This window comes from Streptomyces sp. NPDC051217 (assembly GCF_044455465.1).
Taxonomy (GTDB): Bacteria; Actinomycetota; Actinomycetes; order Streptomycetales; family Streptomycetaceae; genus Streptomyces.
Genome location: NZ_JBITEV010000013.1, coordinates 221,642 through 239,585, shown reverse-complemented (window position 1 = coordinate 239,585; position 17,944 = coordinate 221,642). Strand labels below are relative to the sequence as shown.

The window sequence follows — 17,944 nt, the reverse complement described above, 5'->3', positions numbered from 1 at the left end:
GGGCAGCGGTCGACGGATCAATGAAGCCCGCTGCCCCGGTGCCTCCCATCCCATCCACGGAATCAGGAGGTGCCATCAGAATGCACCACATCCACCGTGCTCGCCCGGTCGTCCCCGCGGCTGACCGAAACACTCTGCTGAACAGCACCACCGCCCGAGGGGCCGCACTGTGATCAGCAAGTTCCCCGATCAAGAGGACCCGAGCACCGCACCGCCGAACGACCAGGAAGCCGAACAGGCAGCGCTCGGGGCGATGTTGCTGTCGCGCATGGCGATCGGTGAAGTCTCCGCGCTGGTCGCCGCGTACGACTACTACCGTCCCGCGCACGGGACCATCCACGCGGCGATCACGACGATGCACATCGCGGAACTGCCCGTCGACCCCATCACCCTGGCAGCCCACCTGCGCGAGTCCGGTGACCTTGAACGTGTCGGCGGCGCCAGCTACTTGCACACCCTCGTGCAGGCCACGCCCACCGCGGCGAATGGCTCGTACTACGCGCAGATCGTCGCGGGCATGGCCAAGCAGCGGCGCTTGATCGAAACCGGAACGCGCCTGATCGCGCAGAGCCGTCACGGCGTAACCGACACCGAACAACTCGCCGCCCACGCCACAGCCGAGCTGGCCACCATCGGCGGCGCCGAACGTTGGCCCGACCCGATCCCCCTCGGTACTCACGCACCGCTGCCCACGTTCCCCGTCGACGCGCTGACGCCGTGGGTCGCCGAACACGTGGCCGCTGTCGCCGAGTTCACGCAGACGCCGCCGGATCTCGCGGCCACGATGGCGCTCGCGGCCGTCGCCACGGCGGCCGGCGGGCGCGTCCAGGTGGAGGTACGGCCCGGTTGGCGCGAGCAGTCGAATCTCTACCTCGTCTGCGCGATGCCCCCGGCGTCCCGTAAGTCGGACGTCTTCGCCGCGATGACCGAACCGATTTACGACGTCGAGCGCCAGCTACAGGAGGAGTCACGCGCCTCGATCATCGAGGCCGAGACCGCGAAAGAGGCGGCGCTCGCCGAGGCCGAAGGGCTCATGGCGAAGGCCCGTAAGCCCGGCGACTCGATCGACCGCGCTGCGCTCGTCGCCGAGGCCTCCGCCGCGAAACTCCTCGCCGAGGAAATCCGCGTACCGCCGCGGCCCCGCCTGACCGTCTCCGGCGACATCACGCCGGAACCGCTCGCCCAGCAACTCGCGGTGCACCGCTGTCTAGCGGCCCTGTCGCCCGAGGGCGACCTCTTCGACATCATCGCCGGCCGCTACAGCGCCAAGCCGAACCTCGGCGTCTTCCTCCAGGCGCACAAGGGCGAGCGGTTGCAGACGGACCGCATCACCCGCGAACAGCCCAGCATCGACAAGCCCGCGCTCACCATCGGCATCACGCCGCAACCGGCAGTGCTGCAAGACCTCGCCAGCACTCCGGGCGCCCGCGACCGAGGACTGCTCGCCCGTTTCCTGTACGCGCTGCCGCCCTCGAACCTCGGCTACCGCAAAACCCGCACGGCACCTGTGCCCGCACAGGTCGCGCAGCGATACCACGGCCGACTGACCCGACTCCTACTCACGTTCTACGCCCTGCCGGAGCCGGTCACCGTCACTCTCACGCCGTCGGCGGACCGAGCTGTCGAAGCCCTCCAGGACAAGCTCGAAGCGTCGCTCCGCCCTGACCAGCCACTCGCCCATCTCCCGGACTGGGCGGGCAAGCTCGTCGGCCACACGGCGCGCGTCGCCCTGCTTCTCCACCTCTCGGACCGCGTTGCGAGCGACGGCTGGGGCCGGCCTGTCGGGGAGACGACAATCGACCGGGCAGCGGAGATCACCGCGTACTACACGCAGCATGCCTTGGCCGTCTTCGACCTGATCGCCTCCGACCCGGCCACCGACGCCGCCCAGACAATTCTCGACTGGCTACGGCGTCCCAGGACGAACGGCACCTGGCGCACGGCCATCAAGCGCCGAGACGCGGTCGCCGCCTCCCGCCGCTTCCGCAGCGTCGCCCAGGTCGAACCGGCGCTGTCCCTGCTCGAAGCGCACGGCTACCTCCGAACGGACGAGCCGCACCGCACCGGTCGCGTGGGGCAACCCGCCTCGGCGACGTACCGCGTCCACCCCTCACTCCAGGAGGGCAGCGCCGATGCCCGCTGACCGTCAGCAGCGTCAGCGCAGTCCGCTGGCCAGCACAGACACCGGCGAACACGCGGTCAGCGCCCGTCAGCCCGGTCAGCGACATCCCACCCTGTTGCTGACACGCGCTGACACCCCGCACCCCAGCAAAACCGCAGTTCAACGAATTCCGCTGACGTTGCTGACGCGTCCCACCCCACCCGCAGACCGCGCCAGCCACGGCACGAAGGGGGACTGACCACCTTGCGCCGCGAGCCTCACCTCAAGCTCTCTGACCTCCTGGACGAACTCGACATCTCCCGCGCCGCCTTCTACCGCATGCGCGCCCGCGGCCAGGCGCCCAAGTGCATCAGGCTCCCCAACGGTCAGCTCCGCTTCCGCCGCTCTGACTTCGAAGCCTGGCTCAACGACCACGAGGAGGCGCCCGCATGCTGACTTTCGACGTACGAATCTGGGGCGTGCGGAGTCGCCCGAGCAAGAGCGCTCCCTTCCAACTTCGTTGGCGGGTTGGGGAGTCGAAGCATCAACAGCCGTTCGCCACCAAAACCCTCGCCGACGGCCGCCGCTCGGAACTCATGTCGGCCCAACGGAACGGCGAGCAGTTCGACACAGAGACGGGTCTGCCAGCCTCCGAGCTACGGGAAGCGAACTCGCCCACCTGGTTCGACCACGCGAGCGCGTACGCACTCATGAAGTGGCCCAAGGCGTCAGCCAAGCACCGGGCAGGAATCGCGGAGGCGCTGGCCTGCATCACGCCCGTGCTCGTCCACAGCCGCCGAGGAATGCCCAACCGCGCCGTACTTCGTTTGGCACTCCGCACCTGGGCATTCCAGATGGTCAAGGACGACCAGGACCAGTGGGCCCCACGAAGGGATGTTCTCGAACCGCCTGCGGACATCGTAAAGGCACTGGCCTGGGCAGCGGACAACTCGCTCAAGGTGAGGGACCTGTCGCAGTCCGACAACCTGCGACCGGCCCTCGAAGCACTCTCACGCAGGCTGGACGGGAGGCGCGCGGCGGACAACACCGTGAACCGCAAGCTCACTGTCTTCAGTAACTCGCTGCGCTACGCCGTGGAACGCGATCTGCTCACGGTCAACCCACTCACACGCATCGACTGGTCACCGCCCCAGACTGACGACGAAGTGGACTTCCGCTACGTGCCGGGCCCGAGGCTGGCCCGCGAACTCCTGGACGCGGTGCAAGCCCAAGGCCCTCGTGGCGAGCATCTGCACGCGTTCTTCGGCTCCCTTTACTACGCCACCACACGGCCCTCAGAGGCGGCGGACCTCCGAGAACAAGACTGCCGCCTGCCTGCGACGGGATGGGGAGAACTCATCCTCGCCGGCAGCCGCCCGGAGGTGGGATCGGGCTGGACGGACGACGGAAAGCCTTACGAACAACGCGGCTTGAAGCGCCGAGCACGCCGAGCAACAAGGGGCGTCCCGATCCCTCCGGTTCTCGTCCAGTCGCTTCGGAACCACCTCGCCACGTACGGAACGACACCGGACGGAAGGCTCTTCCGAGCGGTCCGCGGCGGACGGGTCCGCTCCACCGAGTACACGGGCGTCTGGAAGGAGGCTCGCAGGAAGGCGCTCTCCGAGGAGGACGTGAACACCCCGCTCGCCGAAGTCCCATACTCGCTCAGGCACGCTGGCATCTCCCTGTCGATCAAGGCAGGCGTAGACCCGGTAGAGGTGGCCCGCCGCGCGGGCCACAGCCTGGCAGTGCTTTGGCGCTTCTACGCGAAGGTCCTGGCAGGCCAACAACACCACGCCAACGACCTGATCGACGTCGCGTTGGAGGAGCCTCGAGTCTGAGCAACGCGAGCAAACAAAGCCCCTGACCAGCAGTCCGACCGTGCCTACGGCCAGCAGGTCCGTGACACGGTCGGTGCGGCCAGCGGCACAACGATCTGCACCTCTTCGTCCCATCAGCAACGACACTGGTGTGACCGGCCGGGGCTGCTGCGTACTCCGACCGGTCACGACGTTTAGCGATCAACCAGCCGTGCCGCGAGAGCACGCACTTCAATCAGCAGTTTGCCGCCGGCCTCCTCATCCACCAACCCGCCCGACAGCAGAAGTCTCGCCGCTACCGCTTCGTACCAGGTTCTCGAAGTCACGGCGAAGCTCTGTTGCTGCGGATCCACTTGACGCAGAATTGTGGCCATGCGCGCCATCACACTAGATGTGTTCATCGATGCACCCGACGTCGAGCACAGCAACTTCAGCTCGCACGATTCTATTTTCGAATACGACATCGCATTTTGGGATCCAGCAAATACGCTGCAAACTTACTCTCTGGAGCCCGGAAAGCCATACTATAAAGGATCACCTCGACTCGACAGCCATGACTCCGTAAGAGTCCTTCAAGACATCCTAAGACGAAGGAAAGAATTCCAAGAATTTTTGAACATGGGTCGAACTATCGTCGTATTCATGGCCCCACCTCAACAGTTTTATTTCGACACAGGAAAAAGGGATAAGAGTGGGACAGGACGAAATCAACAAGTAACCGTACTCCTCGAAGTTTTGGACCTCCAGGAGAAGGTTATTCCGTACAAGATCCAAGCATCGGCGGGCCAGGGTCGGGGGGTTTCCCCGAAGCATGACACCTTTCGGGCTCTATGGAGAACCCATAGAGATCGCTGGTCATACCGGGCCGTCCTGGATGAATTTCCAGGAGAAACCATTGCCGTGGTCGAAGGAACAGGTAAATGCATCGCCGCCCAAAAACGAAATAATGCGAACGGAATGCTTATCCTTCTGCCCGATATGGACGGGCCCGACTTTGAAGAGGTGCGCGAAACCCAGGACGTCTCGCAGGGAGACCTCAAGATTGACGAAAACCCTGACACGGAAATCGAGGTGCCTGAAGAATACGATCCAGCATCAGTTGATCTGTTGACGTGGGTTAGATCGCTTCGATCCGAGTCTGGAGATGTTGCGCCCCCGTGGTTGCAGCGTTTCCAGTTCCAAGAGGAAAGAAGGAGTGCCCTAACACTTTCAGAGATTAAAGGGAAAATGGCTCAACTTGCAAGCGAGATGGAGGAGTTGGAAAACACTCAACGAATCGCTAGAGAATGGAAGCGTCTGGTTTACTCTCAAGGCACCCCGCTAGAACAGCAAGCGATTGCGGCGTTCAGACTGCTTGGCTTCGATGCGCATCCTGGCCCAGAAGGGCGAGCCGACATCATCATGACCAGAAATGAGTGTCGAGCCGCAGTAGAAGTTAAGGGACTTTCGAAAAGCGCGGGGGAAAGAAACGCTGCACAACTAGAGAAGTGGGTATCCGGAGAAATAGCCGAAGGCACCCCAAAAGTAAAGGGAATTCTCGTAGTCAATGCTTGGAGGGACCTTGCCCCGGACCTGAGGACCGAACCAGCCTTCCCCGCCCAGATGATTAGTTTTAGCGAGCGTCGCGAGCATTGCCTCATCAGCGGAATTCAATTGCTCGCAATGGTGCGTCACTGCATGGAGAATCCAGATCAAGCCGACTCTATTGCCCAGAAAATAATTCAAACAGTAGGCGTCCTCTCCGGCTGGAATGAACTGCCCAAGCTATTCGGCGACTCGCCCGATGATTCAGAAAGTAAATAAGCGCGATTACACAGGCCCAAGCGCCGGCGGGCTAGGGAATCGGCGGAGAAGATTTAGACAATGGTTGGCAAGGGGCGAGAAATCGCCCCCCCTTAACATGGCTCGGGCATCTCTGGGATTTCCCATAGCAGCTAGATGTGGACCCCACCTTGAAAGCTCATCTCACGGTGCCGGCTTCAACCGTGGCGTGGCCGTCCCCAACGGCGACGTAGTGATTTTCTGGCGTACGATGATTGATTGGACGCAGGGAAAGGGCCCTGGCTCGGCTAATGCGGGGTGGTGACAGTAGTGCGGGCGGCGCCCTGGGCCACAGGTCTATGTGGTGAGCGGAGCGAGGCGCCTTGAAAAAGTGGAGAACTGCATCGTGCGTCGCGTGCGTGGATACATGGCTGAAGTGCCAGCTAGCAAGACCTGACCACAGGTTGGCCACACGCACTGATCCACATCGAGATCAGGTGGCGCAGGGTGAGACAAGTGGACGTAGCGGAGGGGCAGCCGAGGGGTACGGCAGCCCCTCTCACGTGCAGCTTCGTGAGCTGCGAAAGGTCTGTGATGCGGGTTCAGATTCGAACGCCGAGCCGATCGCGGATTTCAAGACCGTTCCCTTTGGCCGCTCGGGCAACCCACCCACGCCCCGCCCACCAGCGACGGAGCGGCTACAGCCTACCGGCTGCGGCTCCGCGGTGCTCATTCCTGGGCAGGGGGTGGGCATGGCCTCCGTCGGAACGTGCCTGCGGGCCGCTTACCCTGCTCATCTCCTGGAGACCGTGACCGACAGACGAGCAACAGGCCCCGGCCGAACCCGTTCCGTCGGGCCTGAGGTGCGGCCCCGGCGAGGTGGCGTGGGTATTGACGGCTCCTCAGATGGGCGGGCAGCATTGATGGAACGTGTACGTTCCTGTTACTTACTGTGCGGGAATGTTCTTGCGAGACCGGTGTTCGTGCTGCCGACCCCCACATGCGGAGCTGCCGACGATGAACGCTCGAATGCTCAGAGTCCACGCAAAGGCCGTAGCCGCACTGCTCGCGGGCTGCCTGGTCGCCATGTTCTCGCCCGGCGCCGCCGTCGCGGTGCCCGGCCGGCACGTCGTCGGTGCGGGCAATCCGTTCGTCGACGGCTGGTACGCCGATCCTGACATCGCCGTGTACGACGACACCTACTGGGTGTATCCCACCACGTCGAAGACATACGCGGAGCAGACCTACCTCGACGCCTTCTCCTCGACCGACATGGTCAATTGGACCAAGCACGAGAACGTGCTGACCACCGCCGACATCTCCTGGGCCGAGTACGCCGTGTGGGCGCCCGCGCCGGTCGAGCGCGACGGCAAGTACTACCTGTTCTTCGCGGCCAACGACATCCAGAGCGACGACAGCCTCGGCGGTATCGGCGTCGCCGTCGCGGACAAGCCGGAGGGGCCGTACGCCGACGCCCTCGGCCACCCGCTGATCGGACAGTTCCACAACGGCGCCCAGCCCATCGACCAGGACGTCTTCATCGACGACGACGGTCAGGCCTACATGTACTACGGAGGCTGGGGACACGCGAACGTCGTCAAGCTCAACGACGACATGACCAGCCTCGGCACATTCGCCGACGGCAGTACGTACAAGGAGATCACGCCCGCCGACTACGTCGAGGGCTCGCAGATGTTCAAGCGCGACGGCAAGTACTACCTGATGTGGTCCGAGGGAGGATGGACCGGCCCGGACTACTCGGTCTCGTACGCCATGTCCGACTCACCGACCGGCCCCTTCGCGAAGATCGAGAAGGTGCTCGCCCAAGACCCCGCCGTGGCCAAGGGCTCCGGCCACAACTCCGTGGTCAACGTGCCCGGCACGGACATCTGGTACATCGTCTATCACCGCAGGCCACTCAGCGAGACCGCCGGAAACAACCGCCAACTCGCCTACGACCGGATGTACTTCAACTCCGACGGCACGATCGAGCCCGTCACGATGCAGGTCAAGGACACCTTCGCCGACGACAACGCCCTGGGCTGGAAGACCTACGGAGGGTCATGGTCGGTCGACGGCGGACGCTACCGAGCGGCTGCTTCCGCAGGTGGTAAGGCACTGCTCGACACGAACTTCGCCGACTTCACCTACGACGCCGACGTCGAGGTCACCTCGGGGCGCGGCGACGCGGGCCTGATCTTCCGCGCGACACGCCCGTCGGCCGGCGTCGACAGCTACACCGGCTACTACGCGGGCATCAGCCCGGCCGGCAAGGTGGTACTCGGCCGGGTGAACGACTCCTGGACGGAGTTGGGGTCCGCCCGGATGTCCAGCGCCGCCGGCTCGTCCCACCGCGTGAGAATCTCGGCCGTCGGCTCCGCGATCAAGGTGTACGTCGACGACATGGCCAGGCCGAAAATCTCGGTGACCGATGCCACGTACAGCAGCGGAGCCAACGGAGTACGGGTCTTCAACACCGCCGCGGCCTTCGACAACGTCTCTGTCGACAAGGCCGGCTGAGCCCCGACCCCCTGGGCCACGACGCCCCAGGCCGCAACGTCAGTGTCCGCTGGTGATCTCCTCGTATTCGCTGGCCGTGGGTTTGGCGATCTGCGCCTCGGCGCCGTAGTAGCCGCGGCTGAGTCTGACGCGCAGGCGTCGGGTCCAGCCGCGGTCGCTGTCCGGAGGGAGGGGCTCATACTGTTCGTGGGCCGTGAGCGTGTGCAGTTGTTCCGGGGTGAGTGGTTCATGCACCTCGACGAACTCGCCGTACGAGAGGCGCTTGATGACGCCCGTCTCGCGGCCGTGCAGCACCTTTTCGCGGTCGCGGCGCTGGAGGCCGAGGGCGCAGCGCTTCGCGAACACGTAGGTGACCAGCGGGACCACGAACAGGCCGAACCGGACCGCCCACGTCACCGTGTTGACGGAGAGATGGAAATGCGTGGCGATCAGGTCGTTCGCGGCGCCGAGAAGTGCCACCAGGTACACGCTCAGCCACGCGACGCCCAGCCCGGTGCGGACCGGGCGGTCGCGGGGTCTGTCGAGAAGGTTCTGTTCCCGGTCGTCGCCGGTGACCCAGGCTTCGATGAAGGGGTAGACGGCCATGGCCAGGAAAAGGCCCACGCCGACCAGCAAGGGGAGGAAGTTGTCGAGGGCCAGGGTGTGGCCCCAGTAATTGATCTCCCAGCCGGGCATGACGCGGAGAAGGCCGTCGGCGACACCCATGTACCAGTCGGGTTGCGACCCCGCCGAGACCTGGTCGGGCCGGTAAGGGCCATAGGCCCAGATGGGGTTGATCTGCGCGATGGCCGCGGCAATGAAGATCACGCCGGTGACCATGAAGAAATACCCCGCCGACTTCACGGCATATACCTGAACAGGCAGACCGACCACATTGTTCCTCGTGCGGCCGGGTCCGGCGTACTGCGTGTGCTTGTGGTAGAGCAGAAGGGCCAGGTGGGCGACGACAAGTGCCGCCATGAGGCCAGGGAGCACCAGGATATGGATGGTGTTGAAGCGGGCGATCAGATCGTTTCCCGGGAAATCCCCGCCGAAGAGAAACATCGACAAGTACGAGCCGACGATCGGCGTGGAGAGAAGCGTTCCGTTCACGATCGCGAGCCCGGTGCCGGACAGTTGATCGTCCGGCAGGTCGTACCCGGTCAGCCCCGCGAACATGGCGAGGACCAGCAGCGCGAATCCGAGCAGCCAGTTGACCTCGCGAGGCTTGCGGAACGCGCCGGTGAAGAAAACGCGCATCATATGCACCAGCACGGCGGCGACGAAAACCAACGCCGCCCAGTGGTGGGCCTGTCGGATGAGCAGGCCGCCGCGGACGTCGAAGGAGATGTCCAGCGTCGATTCGAATGCCTCAGAGACCAGCTGACCGCGCAGAGGCGCATAGCTTCCGTCGTACGTCACCTGTGCCGATGACGGGTGGAAGTAGAAAGTCAGATACACGCCCGTGAGGACGATGACGACGAAGCTGTAGAGACAGATTTCCCCCAGCATGAAGGACCAGTGATCCGGGAAAGCCTTCCGCATGGTGGCCCTGACCACTCTGTGGAATCCCAGTCGGCCGTCCGCCCAGTCCGCGAATTTCTCCCCAGTTCCCCTTTGACGTTCTTGACGCCCTTGCGGGGACTCGGCCGGTCGGTCCCTGGTGACCATCTTCTTTACCCCTCTTGCGGTGGGGGGTACTCGATGCGGTCCTCGCCCGGGAAGATGAATACCTCGTACGGCTGCGACCAATGGGTGCCGCGACCGCTTTCACCAGTACGTGGCACTTTCCGGAGCGGGGACAGGACCTGGCGCTCGCGCTGGGGGCGTCGCAGTCCGCCGTTTGGCCGGTCGGCGGCGAATCGGACGGTGCGCGACCGTCCGGGCGGGGCTCCCCGGCCCGGCGGTGCGGGTGGGTCATGATCGGCGGCGGGTGGCGTACGGCCACCTCGGTCGGTCGGCGTGAAGGAGCTTGTCGTGGACATCCTGCTGGTCGCGAGTGCGTTCAACAGTCTGACCCAGCGCGTCTTCGCCGAGCTCGGGGACCGCGGGCACTCCGTCGGCGTCGAACTGGCCCTGGGTGACGAGCCCTTGCGCGAAGCCGTACGCCGGACCGCCCCCGACCTCGTCATCGCCCCCATGCTCAAGACCGCGATCCCGGCCGACATCTGGTCCGCGCACGTCTGTCTGATCGTCCATCCGGGACCGGTCGGCGACCGCGGGCCGTCCTCCCTGGACTGGGCCCTTCACACGGGCGCCGCCGAATGGGGCGTCACCGTCCTGCAAGCCTCGGCGGAGATGGACGGCGGGGACGTGTGGGCCTCGGTCCGGTGTGACGTGCCGGCGGCGATCGGCAAGAGCGACCTCTACCGCAACGAGGTGTCCGACGCCGCCGTCGAAGCCGTGCTGCTCGCGGTGGCGCGCTTCGCCTCCGGGACCTACGTTCCGCGGCGGCAGGACACCACCGCTTCGGTCGCGGCGATGGGCACCGCGACAGGCACCACGACGGACACCGCGACAGGCACCCGGACAGGCACCGCGGCGGTCCGCGCCCGGCCCTACTTCGACCAGAGTCTGCGGCGCGTCGACTGGGCCTCGGACCCGACCGAGACCGTCGTACGCAAGCTGCGCGGCGCGGACTCGCAGCCCGGCGTATTGGACGTACTCCTCGAAGAGGAGTGGTATCTGCACGGCGGCCACCCCGAGGACACCCTGCGCGGGAAGCCCGGAGAGCTGCTGGCCACCAGGTCCGGTGCGCTCTGCCGGGCGACCGTGGACGGCGCGGTGTGGATCCCCGAGTTGCGACCCCGCCGGAAGGCCGGCGGCCCGGCCGCCTTCAAGCTGCCGGCCGTCCTCGCCCTCGGCGACCGGATGCCGGTGCTGCCCGAGGTCGACGCCCCCTGGGAGTTGCCCGCCGGGCGGCGGACGTGGCGTGACATCCGCTACCGGGAGGAGGGGGCGGTCGGCTTCCTTTCGTTCGCCTTCTCCGGTGGTGCGATGAGTACGGGGCAGTGCCGGCGCCTGCTCCAGGCGTACGAGTTCGCCCGCACGCGGCCGACCACGGTGCTGGTCTTCGGCGGGGGCCGGGACTTCTTCTCCAACGGCATCCATCTGAACGTCATCGAGGCGTCCGCCGACCCCGCGCGGGAGTCCTGGGAGAACATCAACGCCATGGACGACCTCGTGGAGGCCCTGCTGACCACGACGGACCGGCTGCTCGTGAGCGCGCTCGGCGGCAACGCGGCGGCGGGCGGCGCCATGCTGGCCCTGGCCGCGGACCAGGTCTGGTGCCGGGCCGGAGCCGTACTCAACCCGCATTACCGGCTGATGGGGCTGTACGGGTCGGAGTACTGGACGTACACGCTGCCCCGCCGGGTGGGGAACGAGGAGGCCGGGCGTCTGACGCGGCGTGCCCTCCCGGTGACGGCGGCCCGCGCGCGCGAGATCGGGCTGGTGGACGTCGTCATCGACAGCACGCCCGGGGACTTCGGCTCCGCGGTCGCGCGCCACGCCTCGCGGCTCGCGTCGGCGCCCGGGACGCAACAGCGCATCAGTGAGAAGAAGGCGGCGCGCGAACGGGACGAGGCCGTCGCGCCGCTGAGCTCGTACCGGCAAGCGGAACTGGCCCGGATGCGGGACACGTTCTTCGATCCCGGCGCTCCGTACCACGCCCTGCGGTCCGCCTTCGTACGGAAGACGAAGCCCTCGTCGACGCCGGACCATCTCCGGACCGACTGCCGCTGACCGGGGGATTCCGCCGGTCATCTCCTGGTGTCGCTCGGGCGGCGCCGTACACCTCGCGTCCGCGCCTGAATATTTGGTCTCTCTCGCCCTGTCGATTGCGGGCGATCCCGTTCGCCGTTGTCAGTGAGGCCGCCGCGGCCGGGGCGGCACAAGCGTACGAACGTGAAGAGCTTGCGAGCTTACGAGCGAAGGAAACGCGCATGCGAAAGCTGATGGTGACCACATTCCTCTCCCTCGACGGGGTCATGCAGGCCCCCGGTGGCGGCGACGAGGATCGCGACGGCGGATTCGAGCACGGGGGATGGTCCGCGCCGCTCTTCCGGATGGATCTCCTCGACCGGATGACCGACGTGGTCGGCCGCGCCGACGCGCTGCTCCTCGGGCGCAGGACGTACGAGATCTTCGCCGCCGCCTGGCCGCTCGCCGCCGACGACGATCCGATCGGGTCGAAGCTGAACACCATGCCGAAGTACGTCGCTTCGAGGACACTGGACTCCGTGTCGTGGCAAAACTCGACGCTGCTGACGGGCGACGTCGCCGACGCCGTCGCCGCGCTCAAGGAGGGCGACGGCGGTGAGATCCAGGTGCACGGGAGCTGTGAACTGCTTCAGACGCTGATCGAGCACGACCTCGTGGACGAGTACCACCTGCTGGTCTTCCCGGTGCTCATCGGCTCCGGCAAGCGGCTCTTCGGCAAGGGCACCGTCCCGACGGGGCTGAAGCTGATCGACACCACCAAGTCCGAGAGCGGTGTCGTCTTGAGCACGTACGCGCGGGGCGGCAAGGTCGAGTACGGGGCGATGGGCCCGGAGACGGACAGTTGGCGGACCGAACGGTGAGCGGGCGGAGCGAAGGGCGAGTGACATGCCGCAGTACGCGATTCTGATCTACGGGAAGCAGACCCCGGGCGGCGTCGCCGGCATCCCGCCCGACGTCATGGAGGCCAGCACGCGCGTCGGGGAGCGAATCGCCGCGCCGGCCGCGCGCTGACCAAGGACGACATCGCCGGGCACGCGCTCGACCTGGCCCGGATGCTGCACGAACTGCTGCCGGACGAGCGGGAGATACGGGGGCTCCTGGCGCTGCTCCTCGCCAACCACGCCCGCCGAGGTCGAGGCCCTCGAACAGGATCAACGCCTCGCCGGCCACCGCTGTCTGCCCGCCGTTAAAGCCGATCCGCTGCGGCGGCTGGGGCGGGCCGGGGAGGCCGCCGTCGCGTACGAGCGGGCCATCGCGCTGTCCGGCAACGACGCCGAGCGCGCCTTCCTCACCGACCGCCTCGCCGAGGTCGACCGCCCGCGCTGACGCCCGCCCGTCGGCCGCCCCCGGCCCCTCCCCACTACCCGTGGCTGGTGAACTCCGCCGTCCCCAGCGTCGTGAACCACCCGCGGATCTTCTCCACGTCGTCCGTCTTCGCCAGCGAGAGCAGCAGCAGGATGCGGGCCTTCTGCGGGCTGAGGTCCGCCGCCCCGACCACCGCGCCGTCGTCTCCCTCGTCGTAGACGGCGCCGTTGCCCGTACGGGTGGTGGACGCGAACACCACGCCCTGCTTGGTGGCGTCGGCGCGGGCCGCGGACATCGAGGACGAGATGCCGCCCGCGCCCGTGCCCGCCGTGACGACGCCGTCCGCGCCCGCGTCGGCGAACGCCTTCACGGCCTCGCCGCCCGCGCCCTGGTAGCTGTACGCGATCTCGACCTTCGGCAGGTTCTTCTCCGGGATGCCGCCGACGTCGAAGGGGGTACGCCAACTTGACTTGCCGCACTTCTCGACGCGCGCGGGCGCCCTGTTGATCCGGACGCGGTCCTGGTCCACCACACCCAGCGACCCGCTCGCGCCGCTGTTGAAGGTGTCCATGCGCAGCGCGTCCGTCTTGCGCACCTCACGCGCCGCCTGGATCTCGTCGTTGAGCATGATGACGCTGCCGAAGCAGGTGGTCTTACGGCTGGCGGCGAGCTGGATCGCGTTGTACAGGTTCGCGGGGCCGTCCGTACCGAGGACGGTCCACGGGCGCATCGCCCCGGTGAGGATCACCGGCTTGTCGCTACGGACCGTCAGATCGAGCCAGTAGGCGAACTCCTCCATCGTGTCCGTGCCGGTGGTGACGACGGCCGCGTCATTCGTACGGAGGGCTTTGTCGACCGCCAGGCTCAACTCGCGGAAGTCGGCTATGGAGTAGCTGCCCGATCCCTTGTTGCCGAACTGCACGGTGGACACGTCGGCGATCTCGTTCACCTCCGGTTTGAGGTCACCGACGAGTTCGGCGATGGGGATCTTGCCGGACTGGTAGTCCTGGAAGTCCACCCTGCTGTCGCTCACTCCGGCGATCGTGCCGCCGGTCCCGATGACCGCCACCTTGGGGCGCTTGGCGGGGGACTTGTGCTGTTCGGCGGCGGTGGCTGTGCCGGCGGTCAGGGCGACGACCGCCGTCAGCAACGCGGTTCGACGCAGGATTCCTCGCATGCCGTACCTCTCCCAGACGGGCCATCACGTCAGATCTGGGAGAAAGGTGTCCGAGGCATATTTCACGGCCTGGCCGCCGCGGTTAATTCAGCGTTTCGCGGCTGACGGGCGAGGACCGGCCGCACACAGACAGACAGACAGACGGGGCCGCCGAACCCCAATCCGGCGCCCCCGTCCGTCTGCCCTTCGCCCGCTCCCCTTGCGTGTCGCCCCTACTGCGTGTCGCCCTTGCGCTCGCCCAAGGTGACGTCGACCTGTGACCCCTTGCCGTCGCGCGTATACGTGATCTTGATCTTGTCGCCCGGCTTGTGCGTCCAGATCTCGCTGATCAGCGTCGGACCGCTGTCGATCTGCACGTTGTTGAACTTCGTGATGACGTCTCCGGACTTGAGCCCCGCCTTCGCGGCCGGCCCGCCCGGCGTGACCGCCGGGGTGCCGCCCGCGTCGTCGCCCGAGATCGTCGCGCCGTCGCCGCCCTCCGACATGGAGACCGTCGCGCCGATGACCGGGTAGACGGGCTGGCCGGTCTTGATCAGCTCCCCCGCGACGTTCCTCGCCTGGTTGATCGGGATGGCGAACCCGAGGCCGACCGAGCCCGACTGGGCGCCGCCACCGCCACCGCCGCCCGTGGGCTGGATGGCGGAGTTCATGCCGATCACAGCGCCCCGCGCGTCCAGCAGGGGACCGCCGGAGTTGCCGGGGTTGATGGAGGCGTCGGTCTGGAGGGCGCTCATGTACGAGTTCTTGTCGCTGGTGCCGTCGCCGGAGGCCACCGGGCGGTTCTTGGCGCTGATGATGCCGGTGGTGACGGTGTTGGAGAGGCCGAACGGCGCGCCGATCGCGATCGTCGAATCACCGACGGCCACCTTGTCCGAGTTGCCCAGCGCCAGTGGCTTCAGCCCGGACGGCGGGTCCTTCAGCTTCATCACGGCGACGTCGTAACCCTCGGCGCGGCCGACGACCTCCGCCGCGTACTCCTTGCCGTTGGAGAACGTCGCCGTCAGGTCTCCGCCGTCGGCGGCCGATGCCACCACGTGGTTGTTCGTGAGGATGTGGCCCTGCTTGTCGTAGATGAAGCCGGTGCCCGTACCGCCGTCGCCGCCCTGCGCCTGCGCGGTGATGGTGACCACGCTCGGGAGCGCCTCGCCGGCCACCGCGGCCGTGCTGCCCGCCTCGCGCTTGAGAGCCGGGTCGGCCGCGGAGACCGTGGTCGATCCGCCGCCGACGCTGTCGTCGCTGTTGTCCGCCGCCCAGAAGCCGATCCCGCCGCCGACCACACCGGCGACCAGCGCCGACGCGAGGACCGCGGCGATCAGCCCGCCGGGGCGCTTACGCGACGGCTGGGGGCCGGACGCGGGCGGCTCGCCCCATCCGCCACCGCCTCCGTAATGAGGCTGGGTCGGCGGGGGCGGGGGCGGCGGCCATCCGGCGTCGGGGGCCGAGCCGGTGGGTCCCGTCGAGCCGGGGTGGTACGCCGGTACGGCTCCGGGCAACTGGGTGGTGGGCTCGGAGCCGTGACCGGGCTCACCGGCCTGGCCCGGCTGCTCAGGGGTGCCTCCCTGGCTCGCGTAGCCCTCCCGGCCCGCGTGCTGCCGCTCGTGGGTGAACTCCCCCGGAGCGGACGCGGGCGTGCCCTCGGGAGCGGCAACCGGCACGGGAGGTACGGACGGGGCGGATGGGACCGCTGTGCCCTCGTTCTCGGTGCTCACAGTCTTTTACTCCTCAGGTTCCGCATCAGTCTTCGGCAAGAGTTCCGCTGTTTTCCGCCGCGTTCAGGTGTCGGCACACCACTTCGGCATGTACATGTCTCTCGTACGTCTCTGCCCTCAGCTTTTCCCACAGCACGTCAGGCCACGGTAAGCAGGACCTGTGCGTCTCCCCGCCATCCTTTATTACTGGACAAACGGGACGCATCCGCAGTACGGCCCAGCAGGGGCACCGCCGCACGCTTACCCCGTCTCGGTGACACCATGGCGGGGTGACTCAAGCACGGCAGCCCAGCATCCAGGTCGTCGCCCACCGAGGAGCCTCCGAGGACGCCCCTGAACACACTCTGGCCGCATACAAGAAGGCCATCGAGGACGGCGCCGACGCACTGGAATGCGATGTACGGCTGACCGCCGACGGGCACCTCGTGTGCGTACACGACCGTCGCGTGAACCGCACCTCCAACGGACGCGGCGCCGTCTCCGCACTGGAGCTCGCCGATCTGGCCACCCTCGACTTCGGCTCGTGGATGGAGACGATGGACAGCGAGGAGAGCCCGGACTGGAAGGACCGCTCCCTCACCTCCGTACTGACGCTAGAGCGGCTGCTCGAACTCATCGCCGACACCGACCGGCGCGTCGAGCTCGCCATCGAGACCAAACATCCCACCCGCTGGGCCGGACAGGTGGAGGAGCGGCTGCTCCAGATGCTGGCGCGCTTCGGACTCGACGGTCCGGCCCCCGGGGAGTCGCCCGTACGCGTCATGAGCTTCTCGGCCCGCTCGCTGCACCGCATCGCCGACGCGGCGCCGCAACTGCCGACCGTCTATCTGATGCAGTTCGTCTCACCCCGGCTGCGCGACGGCCGGCTGCCGGCGGGAGCCCGGATCGCCGGGCCCGGCATCCGCATCGTGCGCAATCAGCCGGGCTATGTGGAACGGCTGCACAGAGCGGGCCACCGTGTCCATGTGTGGACCGTGAACGAACCGGAAGACGTCGAACTCTGCGCGAGTCTCGGAGTGGAGGCAATCATCACCAACCGCCCCAAACAAGTGCTGTCCCAACTGGGGCGCCTTGCCTGATTTGCCGGGGATTAGGGTGCACAGAGGGTGACTTGGAGTGCACCGGCGCGTTCGGTAAGCGTTCGAGCCTGTTGAGTGCGTCACTGCTCTCACCTTGGCCGGTTTCCGGTCCAGGCCATTGGGGCATTCACACCGTGGCGTGGGGCAAAGGAGGTCTCGGGGGTGGCGTTTGTGGTGGCACAGGAAGTGCCCACGTCGTCGAGCATGGCCGTTCCCCATGGCCCTGCGGGCGTGGGACAGGCAAGGCATCGGATGCGCGAGCAGTTGCGCCGCCGAGGGATGCCGGACGCGGTCGTCGACGATGCCGTGCTGATCCTCTCCGAACTGCTGAGCAACGCCTGCCGGCACGGCAGGCCGCTGGGCCGGGCGGAGATCGGTGACGGCGACGTACGCGCGGCCTGGGAGGTCGACGGGGCGGGCCGGCTGACCGTCGAGGTGACGGACGGCGGCGGCCCGACGCGACCGGTTCCGGCCACACCCTCGGTGACCGCGCGCGGCGGCCGCGGTCTGAACATCATCAGCTCGCTCGCCCAGGACTGGGGCGTACGGAGCGGCTCCGCCGGCGAGGTGACCGTCTGGGTCATCGTCACCGAAGGACGCCACCGGGACGATTTCGCTACGCGCGTCGACGTCTCTGAACTGGACTTCGCCGACGCGTTCGACCCGGTCGACGACTGATCTGACAAGCGGGACGCGGCGCGGGCCCGGAGAAAGGCCCTCGCCGGGCAGGACCACAGGCCGGACCACCGCCGACGTCCAAGGGGACCCTC

15 protein-coding genes are annotated in these 17,944 nt (G+C 67.0%); 11 read left to right on the top strand and 4 right to left on the bottom strand.

Going from position 1 to position 17,944, the window contains the following annotated elements:
* The first annotated feature begins 169 nt into the window (after positions 1-169).
* The 3 genes from ACIBBB_RS27065 to ACIBBB_RS27055 all read left to right on the top strand — a co-directional run bounded on the left by ACIBBB_RS27065 (position 170) and on the right by ACIBBB_RS27055 (position 3,942).
* Positions 170-2,143 carry a DUF3987 domain-containing protein gene (locus ACIBBB_RS27065; protein ID WP_398986357.1) on the top strand — a complete coding sequence of 658 codons (1,974 nt, stop codon included), beginning with the start codon at positions 170-172 and terminating at the stop codon, positions 2,141-2,143.
* Between the two features lie 222 nt (positions 2,144-2,365).
* Positions 2,366-2,557 (top strand): helix-turn-helix transcriptional regulator, encoded by a 192-nt coding sequence (locus ACIBBB_RS27060; RefSeq protein WP_398986355.1) that lies wholly within the window; start codon positions 2,366-2,368, stop codon positions 2,555-2,557.
* Positions 2,551-3,942 carry a tyrosine-type recombinase/integrase gene (locus ACIBBB_RS27055; RefSeq protein WP_398986353.1) on the top strand — a complete coding sequence of 464 codons (1,392 nt, stop codon included), beginning with the start codon at positions 2,551-2,553 and terminating at the stop codon, positions 3,940-3,942. The genes ACIBBB_RS27060 and ACIBBB_RS27055 overlap by 7 nt, the downstream gene beginning before the upstream one ends.
* A 173-nt stretch (positions 3,943-4,115) precedes the next feature.
* Here ACIBBB_RS27055 and ACIBBB_RS27050 read toward each other — a convergent pair whose 3' ends face one another.
* Positions 4,116-4,295 carry a hypothetical protein gene (locus ACIBBB_RS27050; RefSeq protein ID WP_398986351.1) on the bottom strand — a complete coding sequence of 60 codons (180 nt, stop codon included), beginning with the start codon at positions 4,293-4,295 and terminating at the stop codon, positions 4,116-4,118.
* Here ACIBBB_RS27050 and ACIBBB_RS27045 point away from each other — a divergent pair.
* Positions 4,294-5,724, top strand: a complete 1,431-nt coding sequence (locus tag ACIBBB_RS27045) for a hypothetical protein (RefSeq protein ID WP_398986349.1) — start codon at positions 4,294-4,296, stop codon at positions 5,722-5,724. The two genes, ACIBBB_RS27050 and ACIBBB_RS27045, sit on opposite strands and share 2 nt — an antisense overlap.
* Before the next feature lie 987 nt (positions 5,725-6,711).
* Positions 6,712-8,202, top strand: a complete 1,491-nt coding sequence (locus ACIBBB_RS27040; RefSeq protein ID WP_398986347.1) for a family 43 glycosylhydrolase — start codon at positions 6,712-6,714, stop codon at positions 8,200-8,202.
* A 39-nt stretch (positions 8,203-8,241) separates the two neighbouring features.
* Here the strand turns inward: ACIBBB_RS27040 and ACIBBB_RS27035 are convergent, their stop codons facing one another.
* On the bottom strand, positions 8,242-9,852 hold the full coding sequence (locus ACIBBB_RS27035; RefSeq protein WP_398986345.1) for a cytochrome bc complex cytochrome b subunit: 1,611 nt from the start codon (positions 9,850-9,852) through the stop codon (positions 8,242-8,244).
* A gap of 306 nt (positions 9,853-10,158) precedes the next feature.
* Between ACIBBB_RS27035 and ACIBBB_RS27030 the strand changes: the two genes are divergently transcribed.
* The 4 genes from ACIBBB_RS27030 to ACIBBB_RS27015 all read left to right on the top strand — a co-directional run bounded on the left by ACIBBB_RS27030 (position 10,159) and on the right by ACIBBB_RS27015 (position 13,094).
* A complete protein-coding gene (locus ACIBBB_RS27030) occupies positions 10,159-11,925 on the top strand; it encodes a hydrogenase maturation protein (RefSeq protein ID WP_398986343.1) in 1,767 nt (588 codons plus the stop codon).
* 200 nt (positions 11,926-12,125) lie between these two features.
* On the top strand, positions 12,126-12,764 hold the full coding sequence (locus ACIBBB_RS27025) for a dihydrofolate reductase family protein (RefSeq protein WP_398986341.1): 639 nt from the start codon (positions 12,126-12,128) through the stop codon (positions 12,762-12,764).
* A gap of 25 nt (positions 12,765-12,789) precedes the next feature.
* The gene (locus tag ACIBBB_RS27020) at positions 12,790-12,915 is read left to right on the top strand and encodes a hypothetical protein (protein WP_398986339.1); all 126 of its coding nucleotides are present in this window, start codon (positions 12,790-12,792) and stop codon (positions 12,913-12,915) included.
* A 41-nt stretch (positions 12,916-12,956) separates the two neighbouring features.
* The gene (locus ACIBBB_RS27015) at positions 12,957-13,094 is read left to right on the top strand and encodes a hypothetical protein (protein ID WP_398986337.1); all 138 of its coding nucleotides are present in this window, start codon (positions 12,957-12,959) and stop codon (positions 13,092-13,094) included.
* Positions 13,095-13,264: 170 nt separating this feature from the next.
* Here the strand turns inward: ACIBBB_RS27015 and ACIBBB_RS27010 are convergent, their stop codons facing one another.
* Both ACIBBB_RS27010 and ACIBBB_RS27005 read right to left on the bottom strand, forming a co-directional pair.
* On the bottom strand, positions 13,265-14,386 hold the full coding sequence (locus ACIBBB_RS27010; RefSeq protein ID WP_398986335.1) for an asparaginase: 1,122 nt from the start codon (positions 14,384-14,386) through the stop codon (positions 13,265-13,267).
* Positions 14,387-14,598: 212 nt separating this feature from the next.
* A complete protein-coding gene (locus ACIBBB_RS27005) occupies positions 14,599-16,095 on the bottom strand; it encodes a S1C family serine protease (RefSeq protein ID WP_398986333.1) in 1,497 nt (498 codons plus the stop codon).
* Between the two features lie 269 nt (positions 16,096-16,364).
* Between ACIBBB_RS27005 and ACIBBB_RS27000 the strand changes: the two genes are divergently transcribed.
* Positions 16,365-17,174: a glycerophosphodiester phosphodiesterase gene (locus ACIBBB_RS27000; protein ID WP_398986331.1), complete on the top strand. Its 810-nt coding sequence runs from the start codon at positions 16,365-16,367 to the stop codon at positions 17,172-17,174.
* Between the two features lie 75 nt (positions 17,175-17,249).
* Complete coding sequence (locus ACIBBB_RS26995; RefSeq protein ID WP_398986329.1) at positions 17,250-17,852, top strand: ATP-binding protein; 603 nt, start codon at positions 17,250-17,252, stop codon at positions 17,850-17,852.
* Positions 17,853-17,944: the final 92 nt, after the last annotated feature.

Bases quoted from the DNA above. Each gene is read 5' to 3' on its own strand.
- ACIBBB_RS27055 (WP_398986353.1), top strand. From the start codon at position 2,551: ATGCTGACTTTCGACGTACGAATCTGGGGCGTGCGGAGTCGCCCGAGC.
- ACIBBB_RS27045 (WP_398986349.1), top strand. From the start codon at position 4,294: ATGCGCGCCATCACACTAGATGTGTTCATCGATGCACCCGACGTCGAG.
- ACIBBB_RS27050 (WP_398986351.1), bottom strand. From the start codon at position 4,295: ATGGCCACAATTCTGCGTCAAGTGGATCCGCAGCAACAGAGCTTCGCC.
- ACIBBB_RS27040 (WP_398986347.1), top strand. From the start codon at position 6,712: ATGCTCAGAGTCCACGCAAAGGCCGTAGCCGCACTGCTCGCGGGCTGC.
- ACIBBB_RS27035 (WP_398986345.1), bottom strand. From the start codon at position 9,852: ATGGTCACCAGGGACCGACCGGCCGAGTCCCCGCAAGGGCGTCAAGAA.
- ACIBBB_RS27025 (WP_398986341.1), top strand. From the start codon at position 12,126: ATGCGAAAGCTGATGGTGACCACATTCCTCTCCCTCGACGGGGTCATG.
- ACIBBB_RS27020 (WP_398986339.1), top strand. From the start codon at position 12,790: ATGCCGCAGTACGCGATTCTGATCTACGGGAAGCAGACCCCGGGCGGC.
- ACIBBB_RS27015 (WP_398986337.1), top strand. From the start codon at position 12,957: ATGCTGCACGAACTGCTGCCGGACGAGCGGGAGATACGGGGGCTCCTG.
- ACIBBB_RS27010 (WP_398986335.1), bottom strand. From the start codon at position 14,386: ATGCGAGGAATCCTGCGTCGAACCGCGTTGCTGACGGCGGTCGTCGCC.